Consider the following 21,187-nt stretch of genomic DNA (forward strand, 5'->3'; position numbering starts at 1 on the left):
CCCTGAACAAAAAGGACAAGCTACCGCAAAACCGGTACTGCAATATAGGGAAATACCTGAATGTCGGTGCCAGATCCGATCACGTAAGATCCTTCTCCGGCAAGCTTCGTCAGCGTTTAACCACGATTAGTCGAGTGACTTTCCGAAAAGTTGCAACTCTTTTATGAACCTATCCTAAAAACGGGATTCCAACCCACCGGGGACTCCTTACAAGAAACATGGTGGAGACAAACATGGACGCACAGCACCTTACAAGTTATCCGTCGTCCCCCGAAATAGCAGCTTGTAGTGATCGGGAGACGCCGATCGCATGCCTGGAGCTTTATCGGACTGTTCTTGACACCCTGCCCTTCCCGGTATGGGTCAAAAACACCGAGGGTCGTTTGCTCGCCGTAAATGCAGCTTTTGCCCGTGTATTTTCTGCTTCACTGCCGCAGGAACTGGTTGGCAAGACCGACTTCGACATCGTGCCGGCGTATCTGGCCGAGGCCTATCGGGCGGATGACCAGCACGTTCTTGCCACCCGCCAGATCAAGGTAATCGAGGAAAAAATCCCTGACGGAGGTATCGAAAAATGGTTCGAGACCTTCAAGGCACCACTCACCGACGCCGGCAACGAGGCCATCGGTACCATAGGCTTCGCGCGGGAAATCACCGAGCGCAAGCAGGGCGAGAAATTGCGGGAAGAACAACTGGCCAGTCTGCGCCTGCACCATGACGCACTGGCGGCCATTACGCAGGGTGTCATCATTACCGATGCCGATGGCCAGATCAGCTTCGCGAACAAGGGATTCGAAAAAATCACCGGCTACGCACAGCGCGAAATCGTCGGCCGAAATTGCAGGTTTCTGCAAGGACCGGCAACCAGCAGGGAAACAGTCGGCAAAATGCGATCGGCGCTGGCATCGGGCCAGCAGTTTCATGGCGAAATCCTGAACTATCGCAAGGATGGTTCAAGCTTTCGCAACGAATTGTCGATTGTCCCGATTGCCGACAGCAAAGGAAAAGTCACGCAGTTCGTTGGCATCCTGCGCGACGAGACTGCAAGCAAGCTCGCCTCCGAACAATTGCGCACTTATGCCGGAGAGGTCGAGGATCTTTATCAAAACGCACCTTGCGGCTACCATTCGGTGAACAAGGACGGAGTCTTCATCCGCATCAACGACACCGAACTGCGCTGGCTGGGGTATGCACGGGAAGAGGTTATCGGCCGGGCACTGGTCGAGTTTCTTTCCCCCGCGACCATTCCTTCCTTTCTTGCCTATTTTTCCCTGTTGCTCAAAGAGCAGGCGAATGCGCAGACCGAAGTCGAATTCATCTGCAAGGACGGTAGCGCCCTCCCCGTGCTGATCAGCGCGACGGCATTACGTGACGAGGCTGGTAACTTTCTGGCCAGTCGAGCCAATGTTTACGACAGGCGCGAACACAAGAAGGCAGAAGCCGAGCGTCTCCGGCAGGCCGCCAAGCTGGAGGCAATGTCACGACATCTCGTGGCAACCCAGGAAGAAATCCGGCGCCGCCTGTCTGCCGACCTGCATGATCGAACCAGCCCCAACCTGGCCGCCATTTCAATCAACCTGGGCATCCTGGCAAACGAACTCGCAGCCCGTGGATCCAGCGAAATCACTGCTCGCATTGAAGATACCCGTGCCCTGATCGAGGACACGGCAGCAAGCATTCGCGAAATCAGCACGGAGTTGCGACCGCCCCTGCTTGACTACGCCGGCCTGCTCCCTGCCATGGAAAGTCATCTTGACGACTTTATCCGGCGCACCGGCATCGAAGCGACGATCAGTTGCACGAACCGCGAGCTGCAACCCTCGCCGGAGCACGAACTGGTGCTGTTCCGCATTTTTCAGGAAGCACTGACCAATTGTGCCAAACATGCCCGAGCCACTTCGGCAGAGATCTGCCTGTCTCACCAAATGAACGGGATATCAATGAGCATCTCGGACAACGGCATTGGTTTTGACAGTCAACAATTGAACTTGGCTGCGCCCGGAAACGGACTCGGCCTGATCAACATGCGCGAGGCCACCGAGTTTGCCGGAGGCACTTTCGTGATCGACTCCAGCTTGGGAAAAGGCACCCGAATTCATGTCCAGATCTAGTATCAAGAGCTACCAACCATGACCCTGCGCGTTCTGCTTGTCGATGATCACCGGATGTTCCGTGAAGCCCTGCGCGCCCTGCTTGAGCGCAGCCCCGATATCAGGATCGTTGGCGAAACCGGGGACGGCAACGAGGCTCTCCGACTCGTCGTGGACACTTCGCCGGATATCGTCTGCATGGACATCGGCCTGCCCGGCATGAATGGCGTGGAAACAACACGCCGGATCAAACTCGCGAATCCTTCGGTCAAGATCATCGCCCTGTCGATTTATGCCGAACGACGCTACGTCCTCGACATGATCGAGGCCGGGGCTGGTGCCTATGTCACCAAGGACGAGGCCAGTGACGAATTGCTGCGAGCCATTGATGCCGTACAGCGCAATCGCAGCTACCTGTGCCCGGATGTCGCAACGCTGATCACGCGCGGCATCAGCAGTAGCGACAAGAGCAGCCCTTCACCCATCCGTCTCGGCAATCGCGAGCAACAGGTTTTGCGCTTGGTGGCTCAAGGCAATACCTCCATCCAGATCGCCGCCAAGATGAGCATTGCCGCCTCGACAGTCGAGGTGCATCGCCGCAACATCATGCGCAAGCTCGATCTGCACAGTGTCGCCGAATTGACCCGATATGTGATCAGCCGGGGTATGGACCTCGACTAGCCTTGTCTCATTATTGAGCACAACCAAAATACCCAAACGGAATACTCGTTTACCGGTATGACAATATAATCAAATGTGTCGATATCGGCAGCCGCTCCGCAAGCGTACGATCACGATATCTCATACAGGTCTAATCCAGAACAACTGAATGCGTGACTCAAGTGTGAATACAGGCGACGCCTCGGCTTCCCCGATGCCGGAAAGCAGCACGGCCAGTCAGGCTGAACTGAGCGAAACCCTGCACTTGTTTGAAAGCGAGCTGAAAAAAACACAGCAGCGTCTTGCCGCCAGTGAAATCAGGATCCACAGCATCCTCGAGACCGCACCGGTCGGCATTGGTGTGATGACGGCACAACGTGTATTTGTTGACGCCAATCCGGCGATGAGCAACATCACGGGCTACCGGAAGGAAGAACTGATCGGCTGCTCCTCACGCCTGCTCTACCCGTCGGAAAAAGAATTTGAGCGGGTTGGCGGTGAAAAGGACAGCCAGCTGAGGACGTATGGACAATGTTCCATCGAAGCCTCCCTGCGGCACAAGAATGGCCAGATGCTTGATGTCATCTGGTCGATCGCCCCGCTCTCCCCGAACGATCCGGAAGGTTTGCTGACCGTAACATTTCAGGACATCACCAAGCGCAAGCAGGCCGAGACCCAGTTGCGCCTGCGCGGCGCGGCACTCGATGCCGCCGCCAACGCAATCATGATTACCGACATTGGCGGCGCGATCGAGTGGGCCAATCCGGCATTCTTTGCCATGACAGGCTACCAGCCAGTTGAAGTACTGGGGCGCAATCCGCGCGAGCTGTTGCGTTCAGGAGAGCAGGAACCGGAAGTTTACCTGGGGCTATGGAAAACCATCGGCGCCGGCCGGGTTTGGCAAGGACGGCTGGTCAATCGTCGTCGCGATGGCAGCCTTTATCACGAATTTCAGACGATCACACCGGTGCCTGATGAAAACGGCATCATCCGCAACTTCATTGCCGTCAAGGAAGACATCAGCCAAAGCGTTCAGGCGGAAATCAAACTGGCAAATTATCGCGATCATCTCGAAGAAATGGTCACCGAGCGCACGGCTGACCTGCTTGCGGCACAACAGAATGCCGAACGCCTGGCAAGGGTACGCAGCGAATTTCTCGCGAACATGAGCCACGAAATCCGCACGCCACTGAACGCCGTACTTGGTCTTGCCCAGGTGGGGTTACGCACGAGTACAGGTGCCTCCTGCCACGAAAATTTTGCCCGTATCGTGCAGGCGGGTGAGTTGCTCCTGGGGATCGTCAATGACATTCTCGACTTCGCGAAAATCGAAGCCGGCAAACTGACGCTTGAATCAGCACCGCTCAACCTCGACTCCTTGATTGAGCGAGCCGCCAATCTGAGTGCGGAACGCGCCAGAAGCAAGGGAATCGATTTTTCGATCAGCAAGATGCCGGACCTTCCCGTCGCCTGCCTCGGCGATGAACTGAGGTTACTGCAGGTTCTGGTCAATTTATTGTCCAATGCCATCAAATTCACACTACAGGGTGCGGTCAGACTGACAGTTTATCGCCAGGAAACGACATTGAATTTCCGGATTAGCGACTCCGGCATCGGCATGACAGCGGAACAACTCAGCCACCTCTTCCAACCTTTCGAACAAGCCGAAATTTCGACAAGCCGCCGCTTTGGCGGAACCGGGCTCGGCCTGGTCATCTGCAAGCACCTGCTCGACCTGATGGGGGGAACAATCAGTGCGCGCAGCACACCAGGCAAAGGCAGTGAATTCATTGTCAGCCTGCCGTTATGCGAGGTGATTCAACAGGAGCCAACCTCCGTCGCGACACCTCTGTCAGGCTTGCGTCTGCGCGGATTACGCATCCTCGCCGCCGAGGACAACGAAATCAACCGCATTGTCCTCGAGGAAATTCTTCTCGACGAAGGCGTTGAGCTATGTTGCGTCGAGAATGGCGTGCAGGCTGTCGAACAAGTGGAAAACTCGGATGAAAAGGCCTGGGACATCGTCCTGATGGACATCATGATGCCGATCATGGATGGCCATGAAGCTACCCTGCGTATACATCAGATTGATCCAGGCCTCCCCGTTATCGGGCTGACCGCTCACGCCCTGGATGAGGAACGTGACAAGTGTTTAGCGTCCGGCATGCTCGCCCATGTGGCCAAGCCGATTGACTTGAACCTGCTCGTCGAAACGATCCAGAAGCTCGCCAGAAGAGCATCTCCGCAGATAACCAAAACCGCAACATGATATCAACATGATTATTTATAAATGCGATCGCCAACCCAAAGTTAACCGAAACACATAAACCAGCGCATGTTTTGATCAGGCTTGTTGATAAGCCTACCCGAAGATACTGGAACAAATATCCATGAAAACAATTTTTCTTGTCGATGACTCCGCCACCATCCTGCTGAGCATTTCAAACATTCTTACCAAGGCAGGCTATGCGGCCGAAAAGGCATCAAATGCCGAAGAAGCCCTGCGCAAACTGAAAGGTGGCATCAAGATCGACCTGATGATCACCGACCTCAACATGCCGGGCATGAACGGCATCGAGTTGATCAAGGAAGTACGCAAACTTCCCGCCTACAAGTTCGTTCCCATCCTCTTCCTGACCACCGAGTCGCAACAGTCCAGAAAGCTGGAAGCCAAGGCAGCCGGCGCTTCAGGCTGGATAGTCAAGCCCGCGACGGCAGATGAACTGCTCAACACCATCAAGCTGGTCGTTCGCTAAACCCATGCCGATCAACACACTCCTGCGCCGTGGCCTGATTGTTTTCCTGATTGTCGCCACAGGAGCCTCCTGTGTCGTCTATTTTGCCCACAACTGGTTTCATACTGCCTTTACCTCGCTGACTGGACTGAAGTCTCCGGAAGTCGATGCACTGGGCACCTTTGTTCTGGTGGCCGCCAGTTATCTGGCGCAGCGCATGGTTTCACTGGCGTTTTACCGCGACCAGATGCTGGGTCTGGGCAAGCTTGCCAGCGGCGACGAGAACAAACTCAAGAACCTCCATCAAGTCACCGGAGAAATTTCAGGAGAACTCGCTCAGGTTTCCAGCTTTAATGAAGTCGTTCGCAATCAGTTGAAGAGCGTTATCGATGAAACCGAGAAAGCCGCCTTCAACATCGCCGAACGCCTGCAAACCATCGACAGCGTCGTTACCGCGCTTGATCGCTTTGTTTCCGGAACCACCGACGAAACAGCCCAGTTGGTTCGCGACTCGGAAACACGCATTGCGCAGAACCAGAAGATGATCCTGCAAATTGAAGGTTACGTGCAGCAGCGTCTGCACGAAGCCGCGCAGGACCAGGTCCGGGTGAAGCAGGTCGTGCAGGAAGCGCGCTCGCTGGAGTCGCTGGTGCAGCTGATCAAGCATGTTGCCGGACAAACCAACCTGCTGGCGCTCAATGCAGCGATCGAGGCAGCCCGTGCCGGCGAGGCCGGGCGTGGTTTTGCGGTAGTGGCGGACGAAGTGCGCAAACTGTCAGGCGAAACCGAAACCGCCGTCGTCAAGATCAGTCAGGGGATCGCCTCGGTCAGTGAACATATCGAAACGCAGTTCGAAGACAAGCTTTCCAACGTCAATCTGGAAAAGGAAAGGCAGTTGCTGGAATATTTCTCTGCCCAGCTCAACGAACTGGGCCTGAACTATGAAGAACTGATGCAGCATGAAGCCGGCGCCCTGGCCGAGGTGCAGAGCAGCAGCCGGCAACTTGCCGAGATGTTCCTCGAGGCCCAGGCCAGCGTGCAGTTCCAGGATGTCACCCGGCAGCAGATCGAGCATGTCATGCAGGCACTGGTACAACTGGATGAACATGCAAGCATGCTCGCTGAGCGCCTGCGTTCCGGTGGCAGCGCGGAATCCGGCTACACGCCAATCGCGCAGCATCTGGAAACACTTTACAGCCGCTATGTCATGGCACAGCAGAGAAATACCCATGACAGCTCGCTCAAGCGAACTTCGGGGGCGAAAGCCGCTCCCCAGTCGCGGATCGAGTTGTTTTAAGGAAAACGACATGTCATCCAGTCAACCGCTAACGGTCACCGAAGACTTGACCATCTATCACGCGCTTGAGCTCAAGGGAAAACTTCTTGACGCCCTTGCGCAAACAGCTGACCTGGAACTGAACCTCGCCCAGGTTGGTGAAATGGATACGGCCGGTCTGCAGCTGCTCGTGTTACTCAAGAAAGAGGCGCAGCGTGCCGGAAAGTGCGTTCGCATCGTGGCGCACAGCCAGGCCGTGAGTGCCGTCGTCGAGTTTTGCAACATGGCTGCCGAGTTTGGCGACCCCTTGCTCATTCCTGCCCATGAGACGCCCTGACGGGCAGCGGAGAACAGACATGGACGAAATTACCGGCGTCTTCATCCAGGAAAGCCGCGAGCAACTTGCCGAGATGGAATCCGGCCTGTTGCGACTGGAACAAAATCCGGAAGACCAGGACAACATCAACAGTATTTTTCGCGCCGCCCACACCATCAAGGGGGGCTCTGGCGTCATTGAATGCCACTTCATCGAGTCCTTCACCCATCGTGTCGAAAACCTGCTCGATGCGCTGCGCAACGGTGACCTTGTCGTGACCTCGGCCCTCGCCACGCTACTGCTCGAATGCTGCGACCACATGGGCAGCCTGCTCGATGTCCTCGGCGCCGAAGCCAGCGAGCCGGATGCCGAATTGCAGACTCGCGGGGAAAACCTGACCGAACGCCTCAAGGTACTGCTCGGATCACCGTCTGCTGCGCCAGCGAATTCCGGCATGACGCTGCACGATCCGACAGTGGAGGTCGAAAGCTCGGGCGGCGGCATCGTCATCACCGATAGCTGGCACATTTCCGTGCGCTTCGGCGAAAACGTGCTGCGCGGCGGCATGGAACCGCTCTCTTTCATTCGCTATCTGGCCTCGCTCGGTGAAATCGTCGGACTTGAAACGATTACCGATGCCATTCCGGCGGCGGCTGAAATGGACCCGGAATCCTGCTATATCGGCTTTGAAATCCAGCTGCAGACGCGTAGTTCCAAGGCCGATATCGAACGCGTCTTCGATTTTGTGCGCGATGAATGCGACCTGCACATCCTGCCGCCGAACAGCAAACTCTCGGAATACATCAAGCGCATCGAAGAACTCCCCGAAGACAGCATGCGGCTGGGGGAAATTCTCGTACGCTGTGGCGCGCTGACGCAGGCCGAGATCGATCAGGGGCTGCTCAACCAGAAAACAGCCTGTTCCAGCCCGTCGACCGATGGCGCGGTGCACTCCCACTTGGGCGAGATACTCGTCGACAACAAGGTGGCCCACAAGGAACTGATCGAAGCGGCAGTCGTCAAGCAGACCCAGGTCAATGACAAGAAAGCCAAGGAAGCCCGTCTGGTTCGTGTCCAGGCCGACAAACTCGACCAGTTGATCGATCTGGTCGGCGAACTCGTCATTGCCGGCGCCTCGGCCAATCTGCTTGCCCAGAAGAGCCGGCAGGCCGGATTGGTCGAAGCGACCTCGGTCCTGTCGCGTCTTGTCGAAAACATTCGCGACTCCGCCTTGCAATTGCGCATGGTGCAGATCGGCGACACGTTCACCCGCTTCAACCGGGTCGTCCGTGATGTTTCGAAGGAGCTCGACAAGGAAATCGAACTGCAGATCAGCGGCGCTGAAACCGAACTCGACAAGACGGTCGTCGAGAAAATCGGCGACCCGCTGATGCACCTGGTCAGAAACTCCCTGGATCACGGCATCGAACCGGTTGCGCTGCGCCTGGAGCGGGGCAAGCCGGCCTGTGGCAGGGTTTCGCTCAATGCCTTCCATGACTCGGGCAGCATCGTGATCGAAGTGTCGGACGACGGTGGTGGCCTCAACAAGGAAAAGATCGCCGCCAAGGCCCTCGAGCGCGGCATCATCCAGCCCGGTCAACAGCTTTCCGATGCCGAAATTGTCAATCTGATCTTCGAACCGGGCTTCTCGACCGTAGACAAGGTTTCAAACCTGTCCGGACGAGGTGTCGGCATGGATGTCGTGCGTCGCAACATCCAGTCGCTGCGCGGTGCGGTCAACGTCACGACCGTCGAAGGCCAAGGCAGCACTTTCAGCATTCGCCTGCCACTGACCCTGGCCATCATCGATGGTTTCCTGGTCGGCGTTGGCAAGGCGGCTTATGTCATTCCGCTCGATACCGTTGTTGAATGCATCGAGCAGAAGGAACCGCCCTCGGGACGCAGCTTCCTCAACCTGCGCGGCGAGGCCCTGCCCTTCATCCGGCTGCGTGACCTTTTCGAGATTAAGGGAACGCCCCCAGCCCGGGAAAGCATTGTCGTCATCCAGTTCGGCGGGCAAAAGGCGGGAATAGTCGTTGATCAGCTGATGGGTGAATTCCAGACCGTGATCAAGCCACTCGGCGTGATGTTCCCGCATCTGCAGGGAATTGGCGGCTCAACCATCCTTGGCAGCGGCGAGGTCGCCCTGATTCTCGATGTCGCAGCGCTGGTCCGTATCGTCAGCCAGAGTGAAGAACAGAAATTCTTGCCAGAGAGAAACCATCCCTCCCTGCCCGTACATCCCAATAATTAAGCAACGCAATTCAACAAGAGGTAAATCATGTTCAAGAATATGAAAATAGGTGTCCGGCTCGGTCTTGGCTTCGGTGTCGTGCTGATGCTGTTGCTGATCATTTCGGCGCTTTCTTTCTTTCGGGTTGGCGGCCTGAATGATGAGATCGGCGATATGGTGAATGACAAGTTCCCGAAAACGGTAGCTGCCAACACCATCATTGACCAGGTTAACGTAGTAGCCCGCATCACGCGTAATGCCATCCTGCAGCAAAAGCCGGAAGATGCCCAGGCCGAGCTTGCCCGCATTCCGCCGGCGAGCAAGCTAATCAGCGAGAACCTAGAAAAACTCGAGAAAACGATTACCTCGGAGAGTGGCAAAAAGGCACTTGTTCTGGTCCAGGAAACCCGCAAGGACTACGTTGCTGACCTCAACAAGCTACGCGAGCAAATCAGCGCCGGCAAACGTGATGAAGCGCTGGCCAACCTGTTCGGAAGCATGCGTAACTCCCAGGCCAACTATCTTGCCTCGATCAACAAGCTGATCGAAATTCAGACTGACCTGATGCATCAGGCGGGTCTGCGCGCCAGCGAAGCGGCACAAAGTGCGAAAAACATGATCATGCTGCTGTCGATCGGCGCCATCCTGATCGCCCTCGGTTTTGCCTTCTGGGTTACCCGTTCGATTACCGTGCCGATCAACGAAGCGGTTCAGGCCGCCAGCCGTCTGGCTGAAGGTGACCTGACCGTCAAGCTGCAATCCGACAGCAAGGACGAAGTCGGCCAGCTGATGAATGCGCTGCAGAACATGATCGGCAAGCTGACCCAGATCATCGGCGAAGTTCGCACCGCCGCCGACAATCTGACCAACGCCGCCGGCCAGGTCTCGGCCACGGCCCAGTCCCTGTCGCAGTCCTCCAGCGAACAGGCCGCTTCGGTCGAAGAGACGACGTCCTCGATGGAACAGATGACCGCTTCCATTTCGCAAAATACCGAGAATGCCAAGGTTACCGACGGCATGGCCTCCAAGGCCGCCAAGGAAGCAGCCGATGGGGGTGAAGCCGTGGTCCAGACGGTTGAAGCGATGAAGAGCATTGCCGACAAGATCGGCATCATTGACGACATCGCCTACCAGACCAACCTGCTGGCACTCAACGCCGCCATCGAAGCGGCTCGTGCCGGCGACCATGGCAAGGGTTTTGCCGTAGTTGCTGCCGAAGTCCGCAAACTGGCCGAGCGCTCGCAGATCGCCGCCCAGGAAATCGGCGGCCTGGCTTCCACCTCGGTCAAGCAGGCCGAACGTGCAGGCACCTTGCTCAACGAAATCGTTCCTTCAATCCGCAAGACTTCCGACCTGGTCCAGGAAATTGCTGCCGCATCGAGCGAACAATCGTCCGGGGTTGCCCAGATCAACGGGGCCATGGGACAACTCAACCAGGCCACGCAACAGAACGCTTCCGCTTCGGAAGAACTGGCCGCCACTGCCGAGGAACTCGGCTCCCAGGCCGAGCAACTGCAGCAGACCATGACCTTCTTCCACCTCGACAACAACAGCCGCAGCAGCACCCAGAGCTTCCCGGCACCACGCGCCACCGGCGGGACAAAGCCGCGCACAGCGGCACGAACGGCGGCCATCCAGATCAACGAGGGTGATTTCGAGCGTTACTGAGGAGTCATCATGGGACAACTAATGGAACGAAAGGAAGGAGCCGTCGCGACTAGCGCGGACGCCCCTTCCCAATATCTGACATTCACGTTGCGCGGCGAGATGTTTGCGGTCGGCATCCTCAACGTCAAGGAAATCATCGAATACGGCAGCCTGACCGAGATTCCGATGATGCCGAGCTTTATCCGCGGCGTCATCAACCTGCGCGGCAGCGTGGTGCCGGTCATCGACCTGACTGCTCGTTTTGGCGGCCAGCAGACGGTGATCGGCAAGAGAACCTGCATTGTCATCGTCGAGATCCAGGAGGAAGACACGCGCCACGATATCGGCATCATTGTCGATGCCGTTTCCGAGGTTCTCGAAATTCCGACAAGCGAGATCGAGCCACCTCCATCCTTTGGCGCCAGAATTCGTGCCGATTTCATTTTCGGCATGGGTAAGGTTGCCGGCAAGTTCGTCATCCTGCTCAATCTGGAAAACGTCCTTTCCGTCGAAGAAATTGCGTCTCTAACCGGCATCGAAAAACTCGCGGGCGATACCGGCATTGTTCCCGGAAGCGCATAAATTCAACTTTTTCAACGGTTGACCGCCCAGCCTCTGAATGCGGACCGAAAGCAATGCTTCTCGATGGATTACAGCAAACTACCCTCCAAGGAGATCGAGCGCCTGGCCCGGACCATTCATCCCGGAGCCTGGGCCATCGAGCCTGAGCAACCGCTGGCAACGCTGCTTGGCTCATGTGTCGCGGTTTGCCTGTTCGATCATCAGGTCCGGGTCGGGGGGCTCAACCACTTCATGCTGCCCAGTATCCGGCGCAGCCATCACGACGATGTGGATACCCTGCTTTCCGGCAGCTATGCCATGGAGTCACTGCTCAATGCCCTGCTCCAGCGCGGCGCCCGAAAGGAGCGCCTGCAGGCGAAGGCATTCGGTGGTGGCACCATCATCAACACCAGCGGCCCCTCGATGAATATTGGCGTACGCAATGCCACGTTTGCCAAAGAGTGGCTGGAGCGCGAAGGGATTCCTCTCGCCGCCTCGGACTTTCTCGGCCCGTGGTCACGCAAGGTGCTGTTTGTACCCACCACCGGAGATGCCTATTGCCGCCGCATGGTCACCAACATGGCAGCAGCCGAAGTCATCGCCAGGGAGGAGCAGGCCTATGCCGATTCCCTGTTGCGCAAGCCGCCTCCCTCTGAAAACAGGATCGAACTGTTCTGATGATCGAACCCAGCCCCATTACCGATCAGGAGTTCGCTCTTTTCCAGCGACTGATCTACAAGATCGCCGGCATCAGTCTGAGTGATGCAAAAAAGGTGCTGCTTGTCGGTCGCCTGTCGCGCCGCCTCAAGCAATACGAACTGGGCAACTTCGGTCAGTACTACCGCATGCTGGCGGGCGGCCAGCATCCCGAAGAATTGCAGACGATGGTCGATTTGCTGACCACCAATGAAACCTACTTCTTTCGCGAACAAAAGCATTTTGACTTCCTGCGCGACGAGATCCTGCAAAAACGGCGTAGCCCGGCCTGCTTTCGTGTCTGGAGTGCGGCCTGTTCGAGCGGCGAAGAGGTTTATACGCTGGCGATGATGCTGGCGGAGCATTTGCCCAATGCCCCCTGGGAAATCGTCGGCTCCGACATCAGTACCCAGGTCCTGGCCAAAGCCGCCACCGGGCATTGTTCGCTGGCGCGTACAGAAGGCATCCCCCCCGGCTTCATGAGCAAATACTGCCTCAAAGGTGTGCGTTCCCATGCCGGAACATTCCTGATTGCACCAGAACTCAGACGCCATACCAGTTTTCATCAAATCAACCTGATGAATCCGGTTGATGCCGAAATCGGCGAATTCGAGGTCATCTTTTTGCGCAACGTGATGATTTATTTTGACCCGCCGACCAAGACCAAAGTCGTGCACAACCTGTTACCCCGCCTCAAATCCGGCGGTCATCTGATCATTGGCCATTCGGAAACCCTGAATGGTCTTACCGACCGGGTTGAAGCCATCCTCCCGACGATCTACCGCAAGCCATGACCAGCGTGGTGCAGGAACCCGATACCGTTTTTCTCAATCCCGGCGAGTTTTACTTCGGCTCCGGCATGACCCGCATTTCCACCCTGCTCGGCTCCTGTGTTTCAATCACGCTATGGCACCCGCGCCGCAAGATCGGTGGCATGTGTCACTACATGCTGACCGAGCGAAACCGCCCGACCGGAATACCGCTTGACGGACGTTTCGGGCGGGAGGCCTTCGAGCTGTTTCTGCAACAGGTCGAGGCAGCCGGTACGCATCCCGGCGAATATCAGGCAAAACTCTTCGGTGGCGCCAACATGTTGAGTGGACCAGGAGGAGAAAAAATGGATATCGGCCCTCGTAATATCGAATTCGGACGAAAAATGCTTGCAGAGCGGCACATTGCCCTGATGGCCGAACATGTTGGCGGCAGTGGCCGTCGCAAACTGCACTTTGACATCTGGAGCGGAGATGTCTGGCTCGCTTTCCCGCAAGGCAGCGATGCTCGCATCAGGAGCACCAATGGCTGAGCAGCGCATCAAGGTAATGATTGTCGATGACTCGGCCCTCGTCCGGCAGGTCATCTCGCAGGCGCTGATGGCTGATGCCGGAATCGAAGTCATCGGCACGGCAGCCGATCCCATTTTTGCCCTGCAAAAAATGAATGCCCAGTGGCCGGATGTGCTGGTCATCGACATTGAAATGCCGCGCATGGATGGCATTACCTTCCTCAAGAAAGTGATGGCCGAGCATCCGACACCGGTTGTCGTCTGCTCGTCACTTGCCGAAAAAGGGGCGCAGGCAACCTTCGAGGCACTGGCCGCTGGGGCCGTATCGATCATCACGAAACCCAAGGTCGGCCTCAAGAGCTTTCTTGAAGATGCCTCCAACAATATTGTCCAGGCCGTACGCAGCGCAGCCCGGGCCAATATGCGCGCCGTCCGGACAACACCCGTAACAAGTACATTTGCAGGCTTTCGGCCAAAACTGACGGCAGACGTCATGCTCAGTTCCGCGAATAACGCCGCCCTCGTCAAAACCACGGAGCAGATTATTGCCATCGGCACCTCGACCGGCGGCACCCAGGCGCTGGAGATAGTTCTCAGCAAGCTCCCGGCAACGGCACTGGGCATAGTCGTGGTCCAGCACATGCCGGAAAAGTTCACCGCCATGTTTGCCGAACGACTGAACAACCTGTGCCAGATCGAAGTACGCGAAGCCAAGAACGGCGACCGCGTCATGCCTGGCCGGGCATTGATCGCACCAGGCGGTCGACACATGATGCTCAAGCGAAATGGAGCCCAGTACGTCGTCGAAGTCGTCGATGGCCCATTGGTGAATCGCCACAAACCTTCGGTAGATGTACTTTTCCGTTCGGTAGCAAAGTTCGCAGGAGCGAATGCACTGGGTATCATCATGACCGGCATGGGGGATGACGGAGCACGCGGCATGAAGGAAATGCACGCCACAGGTGCCCGGACGATCGCCCAGGATGAAGCCAGTTGCGTTGTCTTCGGCATGCCCAAGGAGGCAATCAAGCTCGGGGCTGTCGATCAGGTCATGGCGCTGGAACAGATTCCGCAAGCCATTGTCGGCTTTGGCAAGTAATTCTGCAGGGAGAAATGCAATGAACAACGTCAAGGAAGCTCTCTATGCCATCGCTGCAGATGCTGTGCGTGGTGACATGGTCTTTCCGACCAATGCCGAAATCGGTTTGCGGGTGCAGAAGCTGCTGGATGATCCGGATTGCTCGATTGATCAGCTCGGCCGGCTGATCTCGGCCGAACCGGTTCTCCTCTCGCGAGTCATCAGCATCGCCAACTCGGTTGCCTACAATCCGTCCGGACAGGCCATGAACGATGTTCGTTCGGCCATTTCGCGACTGGGTTTCAACACGCTGCGCATTCTTGTCATGGCCGTTGTTGTCAGGCAGATGCAAGGATTGTCGCAGTCGCCCGAGCACCGGGCGATTGCCGCACGTCTGTGGGAACACACTGCACACGTTGCGGCGCTGGCCCGTGTCATCGCCCGTCGCGTCACCCATCAGGATCCCGATGCAGCCTTCTTCGCCGGCATCGTGCATGAAATCGGTGGCTTCTACCTGATTTCGAAGGCAGATCGTTACCCGAACCTGCTCAGCCACAGTTTCGAGATGTGGCGCGATGAAGGCGAGGCACGCATCAGCGGCGCCATCCTGCAGATACTCGGTGTACCGGACAAGATTCAGGAAGCAATAAGCAGTCTGTGGAACGGCTATCTGTCGATGCCGCCCCAATCGCTCGGCGACACCCTGCTGCTTGCCGACCAGCTGTCGCCGGTCAGCTCACCTTTGTGCGGCGGTGATGATTTGCCGCAAAAGACGCCGCCGGCCGATCTCGACATGATGATTGATGATGCAATGTTGAGCGAGGTACTCGCCGAGTCGGCGGCGGAGGTGAAATCCCTGACCGATGCGCTGAACGTATAGCGCTCGCCCAACGGCTTGATCACTCAGCCCAGCACGGAAAAATCAATCACGATCGCACCCGGCTCGCGTTGCTGGTAAGCAATCCCCAGGCGCTCACCGTAGCGCTGCTGCAGTTGCGCCAGCAGCGGCAGAGGATCGTGGTCATTGCAAAAACGCATGGTTTCACCCGGTTGCAGGGCATCGAGTGCACCAAAGATCGCGGCATGACGAAAACGCTTGGCGACACCACGGGCATCAAAGGGATAAAGAGCGGCCGGAGTTGAGTGATCGCAGACGTGAATGGCTTGCATGCTGGCTCCTTGAGTCGGATTCAATAAATGTGAGAAGCGATTTTGCCCGGCCACCGCCCGTATTTCCTTGATCCATCTTGGCAAGCCCATAAAGAAAACGGGGGCTTTGCCCCCGTTGACCGTTCAGAACGTGCAGTACGACTTACTGCAGTTCTTCCAGGCGGATACGCTTGACCTTGCCCTTTTGTGCAGAGAGAGCTTCGATCCTGGCGATCGCTGCATCGGCAGCACTTTCCTTGCAGACATGGGTCAGGATGATGATGTCGGTCTCGCCTTCGCCCTCTTCCGGCTCGCGCTGCAGCATGGCGTCGATCGAAATTGCCTGGTCGGCGAGGATGCGCGTCACGTCGGCAAGCACGCCCGGCTTGTCCTCGACGCGCAGGCGCAGGTAGTAGCCGGTCTCGATCTCACTCATCGGCAGGATCGGCAGGTTGGACATGGCATCCGGCTGGAAAGCCAGGTGCGGCACGCGATGCGCTGCATCGGCTGTCGCCAGGCGGGTGACATCGACGAGGTCGGCGATCACCGCGGAAGCAGTCGGCTCGGCGCCGGCCCCCTTGCCGTAGTACATCGTCGCACCGACGGCGTCGCCCTTGACCAGTACGGCGTTCATCGCGCCTTCGACATTGGCGATCAGGCGCTTGGCCGGGATCAGGGTCGGATGGACGCGCAGTTCGATACCGTTGTCGCGACGCTTGGCAATGCCAAGCAGCTTGATGCGGTAGCCAAGTTGTTCGGCGTACTTGATGTCGGAGGCTTCGAGCTTGGTGATGCCCTCGATGTAGGCCTTGTCGAACTGGACCGGGATACCGAAAGCGATGGAGGCGATCAGCGTTGCCTTGTGTGCGGCATCGACACCTTCGATATCGAAGGTCGGATCGGCTTCGGCATAACCCAGGCGTTGCGCTTCCTTGAGCACGGTGTCGAAGGACAGGCCCTTGTCGCGCATTTCGGAAAGGATGAAGTTGGTCGTGCCGTTGATGATGCCGGCCGCCCATTCGATGCGGTTGGCCGAGAGGCCTTCACGCAGCGCCTTGATGACCGGAATGCCACCGGCCACAGCCGCTTCAAAAGCGACCATGACGCCCCTCTGTTGCGCCGCATTGAAAATCTCGGTGCCATGCACGGCAAGCAGCGCCTTGTTGGCGGTGACTACATGCTTGCCGTTGGCGATCGATTGCAGGACCAGTTCCTTGGCCACGCCATAGCCGCCGATCAGTTCGACGATGATGTCGATTTCCGGATCACTGACCAGCGAGAAGGCGTCATCGGTCACACGGGCTTCGCCACCAGTGATTTGCCTGGCCAGTTCGACGTTCTTGTCGGCCACGGCAGTAATGCGAATCGGCCGGCCGGCGCGACGGGCAATTTCGTCCGCATTGCGCTTGAGAACAGTCCAGGTACCACCGCCGACGGTGCCGATGCCGATTAGGCCAACATTGATAGGATTCATTTTAGGATCGAGTAGGTTAGTTGTTAGGATCGAGTTGCCTAGGGGTTTGAGCTTTTAGCTAACAGCTCAAGCCCCCTAATAGCTCATGGCTAGTTCGTGCCGTGCCGTTTGCGGTAATTTTCCAGGAAACGGGCAATGCGACCAATGGCTTCCTTGAGGTCATCTTCGTGCGGCAGGAAGACCAGGCGGAAATGGTCCGGATGCGGCCAGTTGAAACCGGTGCCCTGCACCAGCAGCACCTTTTCTTCCTGCAGCAACTCGGTGATGAAGGCCTGGTCGTTCTTGATCGGATAGATTTTCGGATCAAGCTTGGGGAACATGTACAGCGTCGCCTTGGGCTTGACGCAAGTCACGCCGGGAATGGCCGTGATCAGGTCGTGCGCGATATCGCGCTGGCGACGCATGCGACCACCTTCACCAACCAAATCGTCAATGCTCTGATAGCCACCGAGCGCTGTCTGGATGCCATGCTGGCCCGGCGCGTTGGCACACAGGCGCATCGAGGACAGCATGTCGAGACCTTCGATGTAGTCCTTGGCGTGCCGCTTGTCACCGGAAACGATCATCCAGCCGGCACGATAGCCGCAGGAGCGATAGTTCTTGGAGAGACCGTTGAACGTAATGGTCAGGACATCCTCGGATAGCGAAGCGATCGAGGTATGCGTCTCGCCGTCGTAAAGCACCTTGTCGTACACCTCGTCGGCGTAGATGATCAGGTGATGCTGACGAGCGATCTCAACCAGTTCCTTGAGCAACTCGTCCGGGTACAAGGCACCGGTCGGATTGTTCGGATTGATGATGACGATCGCCTTGGTGTGCTTGGTGATCTTCTTGCGAATATCGTCAAGATCGGGATACCAGCCGTTTTCCTCGTCACACAGGTAATGCTTCGGCGTGCCGCCGGACAAGCTGATTGCTGCCGTCCACAGCGGATAGTCAGGCGCCGGCACCAGCACTTCGTCATCGACATCCAGCAGGGCGTTCATGGCCATGACGATCAACTCGGATACGCCGTTGCCGACGTAGATGTCTTCCAGCGTCACACCCTTGATACCCTTCTGCTGGGTATAGTGCATGATCGCCTTGCGCGCTGCAAAGATGCCCTTGGAGTCGGTGTAGCCCGCCGCATTGGGCAGGTTGCGGATGATGTCCTGCTGGATTTCTTCGGGCGAATCGAAACCGAACGCGGCAAGGTTGCCAATGTTCAATTTGATGATCTTGTGACCCTCGTCCTCCATCTGCTTGGCCTTCTGCAGCACGGGGCCGCGGATGTCGTAGCAGACGTTGGCAAGCTTGGCGGACTTCTTGATTTGTTTCATGACTCCATCCATCGGGGAAGCAACCGGCGACAATCGGCCGGAGTGCTGTACTCCAAAAGGTATAATCCTACTTTATCGCATGGTGCACCGCAATTTCGGCGGGCCTTTCGGACGGATATCGCTGTGAAATTACACCAATCCAATATTGCCGGACTCAACATGTTCACCGCCTACGGTGAAGGTTACGTAGCGGTCAACAACGAAAAACACGGCAAAAACCTGATCCTGTTGCCGGAATCGATCATTCACGAATGGTCGACCGCCACACCGGAATCACTGAGTGAAGCCGACATGCAGAAGTTGCTGACGCTGGGAACGGAAATCATTTTGCTCGGCACCGGCAAGCGCCTGCGCTTTCCGCCGGGCGCCCTGCTCCGCCCGTTTGCTCCGGCCGGCATCGGCCTGGAAGTAATGGACCTGCAGGCGGCCTGCCGAACCTACAACATACTCGCCGCCGAAGGCCGCAAGGTCGCCGCAGCCTTACTCTTCGACTAGACCTCGGACCGGTCGCCCGGTTTGCCCGGCGACCATTGACTCAGACCTGCCAGCGGGATATCAAACATGCGGCGCTGCATGGTGACCCGCCGCTCAGCCATGCCTGGCGGCGGCCCCTGTACGTTTTTCCGGCGGTCACCGCCAGCCCGACGATCCTGTTTTATCACGATGCTGAATTTCTCTTTGTGCCGTTTCGCTGCTCACCTGGATGGCATGCACGAAACCGTATGTTGAGGTTGCCGACAAACCATTCCCGGAACACTGCCATGCCGCAGCTCTCCGCGCCGATTAATGACGGGCGATTAATGTAACACAGGGCGCGAGCCGGAAAAAACGATTCGCCCGTTTTGTTTAAAACATTCCGGCACGGCGAACGGTCAACGTGACGGATCAGGCATTTTTCAGCCCTGGCCCAGCAAATCGGAGGTCGCCCAAGCCATTGCCGTACTGTAAGTATTCAGCAAATGAGTCGGATCAATCGCCATCAGTCCCGCCAAAGTCACCGCCTGGTCAATACGGCATCGTTCCAGGGCGATCATCAGCAACAAATAACGCACATACGGCCCCTCATTCTTGAGCAAGGCCAAGGATACCGCCTCGGGCAGATGCATCTTCCCCAGGACAGCCGCCATCGGCATGCCAAGCAGGCTATCGACGACAGAAAGCATGCCGACCAGGAAAAGCTCGCCAGCCATCTTCTTGTCGCCACCGGGTGCCAGCGCTTCGAGACAACAGGCGCGGCTCAGGGCAATGACCAGCAAGGTTTCGTCCAGCCCTCTTTGCGCATCGATGCGAAACATCGCCAGTGTCAGCCAGCGATAAACCGCATCCCGCCCGAGCAGCATGATGGCTTCTTCCAGATTCGAAACCTGGCGCAACAGTCCGGAAAGGGGCGAATTGGCCATTTCGAGAAGCTTCAGAACCACTGCCGGATCGCGCTTGGCGGTAGCGGCAACCACGGCAAGCTCCGCATCACCGCGCAACTGATTGAGCATCTCGATAACCACCAGACGACTTTGGCTCAGGCGCCCGGCTTGCTCCGCCTCATCCGGCGTCGAGGCAAATCCGCCAATGCAGTAATCGACCCCCAGCGACTGGAAGAAACGAAACTCGGCCCAGGAGCTGACGTCCCGCACGACTACAGGCAGCCGAGGGTAACGCAGGCGTACAGCCTTGAGCATTTGCTCAAGCGCAGCCAGCTCGCCAGCCCGCGCGTCAAGCAGAACCATATCGGCGAGATCACCGGAAGCATCCGGCAGGTCAAAAAAGGCAGCATCCACCGCGACCCTGGCGCCGCAAGCGCGAATCTCCATCGCCACGGAATTCCAGGCTTCGGGCTCCCCTATCGAAGTAACCAGCAAATGAAAATAGGTCCGGGCGGTGGCAAGGCAGCGGAAATCAGCATCCTGCCATTGCTCGATGGCAACCGGCATCACCACCAGACGCTTCTCGGCCAGGCGCATGACATGCTCGGCACGGAATGAATCAAGCAACTGTCGCCCGGTAATTTCAGAACCTGCGCGAACCGGACTGACCGGCAAAAAGTAGCCGGCAATCCTGGCATGCGCATCAAGCATTTCATGCCAGCTGATCAACACCGAACGGACGGGTGACTCGGCTGGCAGTGGCGTCGCGACAGGCTGCGGAGCGGCTTTTGCAGCATCGCGATCAGGACGCGACAAAAACCCGAAAATGCGTTTGAAAAAACTCATTGGCTATCAATACCGGCAAATGAAGGATCAGGCAGCCCTTGCCAATACCCCGGCAAAAGAAATGGAGGGATCGCGGCATATCGGCAGAAAACTGCCGGATTCCGCCAAGCACCATTTGGCAAGTATGCCGAATAGTTTCCTTGCCGCCAAATACCGGCAACAGAAACGAGCATCACCTGAAACCGGCCGGCTCCGATTGCATTCAGGGAAGCGCCAGAGCAAAGACAGGGAAAATGGAGCGTGGTGTGCCCGGAGGGACTCGAACCCCCGACCTGCTGCTTAGAAGGCAGCTGCTCTATCCAGTTGAGCTACGGGCACTTGAGGGTGAAACGAAAAAACAGGGAAAAGATAGGAAGGGGGAATGGGATTCGAAGCCTTTTCCCAACATTTGAATTCCCCAAACACCATTTGACTCATCAAGATAATCATGGAGATAACGTAAATAACTGAATCTCCACTCCCTA

The 21,187-nt window shown here is 57.2% G+C and carries 19 protein-coding genes and 1 tRNA gene; 15 read left to right on the forward strand and 5 right to left on the reverse strand.

Annotated elements, in window-relative coordinates:
- Positions 1 to 233: 233 nt before the first annotated feature.
- The 14 genes from KI612_RS10285 (at position 234) to KI612_RS10350 (ending at position 15,454) form a co-directional block, all read left to right on the forward strand.
- The gene (locus KI612_RS10285; protein WP_226440000.1) at positions 234 to 2,111 is read left to right on the forward strand and encodes a PAS domain S-box protein; all 1,878 of its coding nucleotides are present in this window, start codon (positions 234 to 236) and stop codon (positions 2,109 to 2,111) included.
- Between the two features lie 18 nt (positions 2,112 to 2,129).
- The gene (locus tag KI612_RS10290; protein ID WP_226440001.1) at positions 2,130 to 2,771 is read left to right on the forward strand and encodes a response regulator; all 642 of its coding nucleotides are present in this window, start codon (positions 2,130 to 2,132) and stop codon (positions 2,769 to 2,771) included.
- Positions 2,772 to 2,919: 148 nt separating this feature from the next.
- Entirely contained in the window at positions 2,920 to 5,019 is a 2,100-nt protein-coding gene (locus KI612_RS10295; RefSeq protein ID WP_226440002.1) for a PAS domain-containing hybrid sensor histidine kinase/response regulator, read from the forward strand.
- A 121-nt stretch (positions 5,020 to 5,140) separates the two neighbouring features.
- Positions 5,141 to 5,506 (forward strand): response regulator, encoded by a 366-nt coding sequence (locus KI612_RS10300; RefSeq protein WP_226440003.1) that lies wholly within the window; start codon positions 5,141 to 5,143, stop codon positions 5,504 to 5,506.
- Positions 5,507 to 5,510: 4 nt separating this feature from the next.
- Positions 5,511 to 6,782, forward strand: a complete 1,272-nt coding sequence (locus tag KI612_RS10305) for a methyl-accepting chemotaxis protein (RefSeq protein WP_226440004.1) — start codon at positions 5,511 to 5,513, stop codon at positions 6,780 to 6,782.
- Between the two features lie 10 nt (positions 6,783 to 6,792).
- Positions 6,793 to 7,098: an STAS domain-containing protein gene (locus KI612_RS10310; protein ID WP_226440005.1), complete on the forward strand. Its 306-nt coding sequence runs from the start codon at positions 6,793 to 6,795 to the stop codon at positions 7,096 to 7,098.
- Between the two features lie 19 nt (positions 7,099 to 7,117).
- Positions 7,118 to 9,331 carry a chemotaxis protein CheA gene (locus KI612_RS10315; protein WP_226440006.1) on the forward strand — a complete coding sequence of 738 codons (2,214 nt, stop codon included), beginning with the start codon at positions 7,118 to 7,120 and terminating at the stop codon, positions 9,329 to 9,331.
- A gap of 27 nt (positions 9,332 to 9,358) precedes the next feature.
- Complete coding sequence (locus KI612_RS10320) at positions 9,359 to 10,978, forward strand: methyl-accepting chemotaxis protein (RefSeq protein ID WP_226440007.1); 1,620 nt, start codon at positions 9,359 to 9,361, stop codon at positions 10,976 to 10,978.
- Positions 10,979 to 10,987: 9 nt separating this feature from the next.
- Positions 10,988 to 11,539 carry a chemotaxis protein CheW gene (locus KI612_RS10325; RefSeq protein ID WP_226440008.1) on the forward strand — a complete coding sequence of 184 codons (552 nt, stop codon included), beginning with the start codon at positions 10,988 to 10,990 and terminating at the stop codon, positions 11,537 to 11,539.
- A gap of 63 nt (positions 11,540 to 11,602) precedes the next feature.
- The gene (locus KI612_RS10330; protein ID WP_226440009.1) at positions 11,603 to 12,196 is read left to right on the forward strand and encodes a chemotaxis protein CheD; all 594 of its coding nucleotides are present in this window, start codon (positions 11,603 to 11,605) and stop codon (positions 12,194 to 12,196) included.
- On the forward strand, positions 12,196 to 13,008 hold the full coding sequence (locus tag KI612_RS10335) for a CheR family methyltransferase (protein WP_226440010.1): 813 nt from the start codon (positions 12,196 to 12,198) through the stop codon (positions 13,006 to 13,008). The genes KI612_RS10330 and KI612_RS10335 overlap by 1 nt, the downstream gene beginning before the upstream one ends.
- The gene (locus tag KI612_RS10340; RefSeq protein WP_226440011.1) at positions 13,005 to 13,517 is read left to right on the forward strand and encodes a chemotaxis protein CheD; all 513 of its coding nucleotides are present in this window, start codon (positions 13,005 to 13,007) and stop codon (positions 13,515 to 13,517) included. Before KI612_RS10335 ends, KI612_RS10340 begins: the two co-directional genes overlap by 4 nt.
- Complete coding sequence (locus KI612_RS10345; protein ID WP_226440012.1) at positions 13,510 to 14,595, forward strand: protein-glutamate methylesterase/protein-glutamine glutaminase; 1,086 nt, start codon at positions 13,510 to 13,512, stop codon at positions 14,593 to 14,595. Before KI612_RS10340 ends, KI612_RS10345 begins: the two co-directional genes overlap by 8 nt.
- Before the next feature lie 19 nt (positions 14,596 to 14,614).
- Positions 14,615 to 15,454, forward strand: a complete 840-nt coding sequence (locus KI612_RS10350) for an HDOD domain-containing protein (protein WP_226440013.1) — start codon at positions 14,615 to 14,617, stop codon at positions 15,452 to 15,454.
- A 23-nt stretch (positions 15,455 to 15,477) separates the two neighbouring features.
- Here KI612_RS10350 and KI612_RS10355 read toward each other — a convergent pair whose 3' ends face one another.
- From KI612_RS10355 to KI612_RS10365, 3 genes are all read right to left on the reverse strand, one after another.
- Positions 15,478 to 15,744 carry a DUF2249 domain-containing protein gene (locus KI612_RS10355; protein ID WP_226440014.1) on the reverse strand — a complete coding sequence of 89 codons (267 nt, stop codon included), beginning with the start codon at positions 15,742 to 15,744 and terminating at the stop codon, positions 15,478 to 15,480.
- 142 nt (positions 15,745 to 15,886) lie between these two features.
- Entirely contained in the window at positions 15,887 to 17,197 is a 1,311-nt protein-coding gene (locus tag KI612_RS10360) for a homoserine dehydrogenase (protein ID WP_226440015.1), read from the reverse strand.
- 89 nt (positions 17,198 to 17,286) lie between these two features.
- A complete protein-coding gene (locus KI612_RS10365) occupies positions 17,287 to 18,516 on the reverse strand; it encodes a pyridoxal phosphate-dependent aminotransferase (RefSeq protein WP_226440016.1) in 1,230 nt (409 codons plus the stop codon).
- A gap of 123 nt (positions 18,517 to 18,639) precedes the next feature.
- On the opposite strand from KI612_RS10365, the gene KI612_RS10370 reads away from it, so the two are divergent.
- On the forward strand, positions 18,640 to 19,011 hold the full coding sequence (locus KI612_RS10370) for an Mth938-like domain-containing protein (protein WP_226440017.1): 372 nt from the start codon (positions 18,640 to 18,642) through the stop codon (positions 19,009 to 19,011).
- 401 nt (positions 19,012 to 19,412) lie between these two features.
- On the opposite strand, the gene KI612_RS10375 is transcribed toward KI612_RS10370, so the two are convergent.
- Together KI612_RS10375 and KI612_RS10380 are read right to left on the reverse strand one after the other, a co-directional pair.
- Positions 19,413 to 20,723, reverse strand: coding sequence for an EAL and HDOD domain-containing protein (locus KI612_RS10375; protein ID WP_226440018.1), 1,311 nt, complete (start codon positions 20,721 to 20,723; stop codon positions 19,413 to 19,415).
- A 241-nt stretch (positions 20,724 to 20,964) separates the two neighbouring features.
- Positions 20,965 to 21,041, reverse strand: a tRNA-Arg gene (locus KI612_RS10380).
- Positions 21,042 to 21,187: the final 146 nt, after the last annotated feature.

It is taken from the genome of Quatrionicoccus australiensis, from assembly GCF_020510525.1.
In the GTDB taxonomy this organism is placed as follows: Bacteria; Pseudomonadota; Gammaproteobacteria; order Burkholderiales; family Rhodocyclaceae; genus Azonexus; species Azonexus australiensis_B.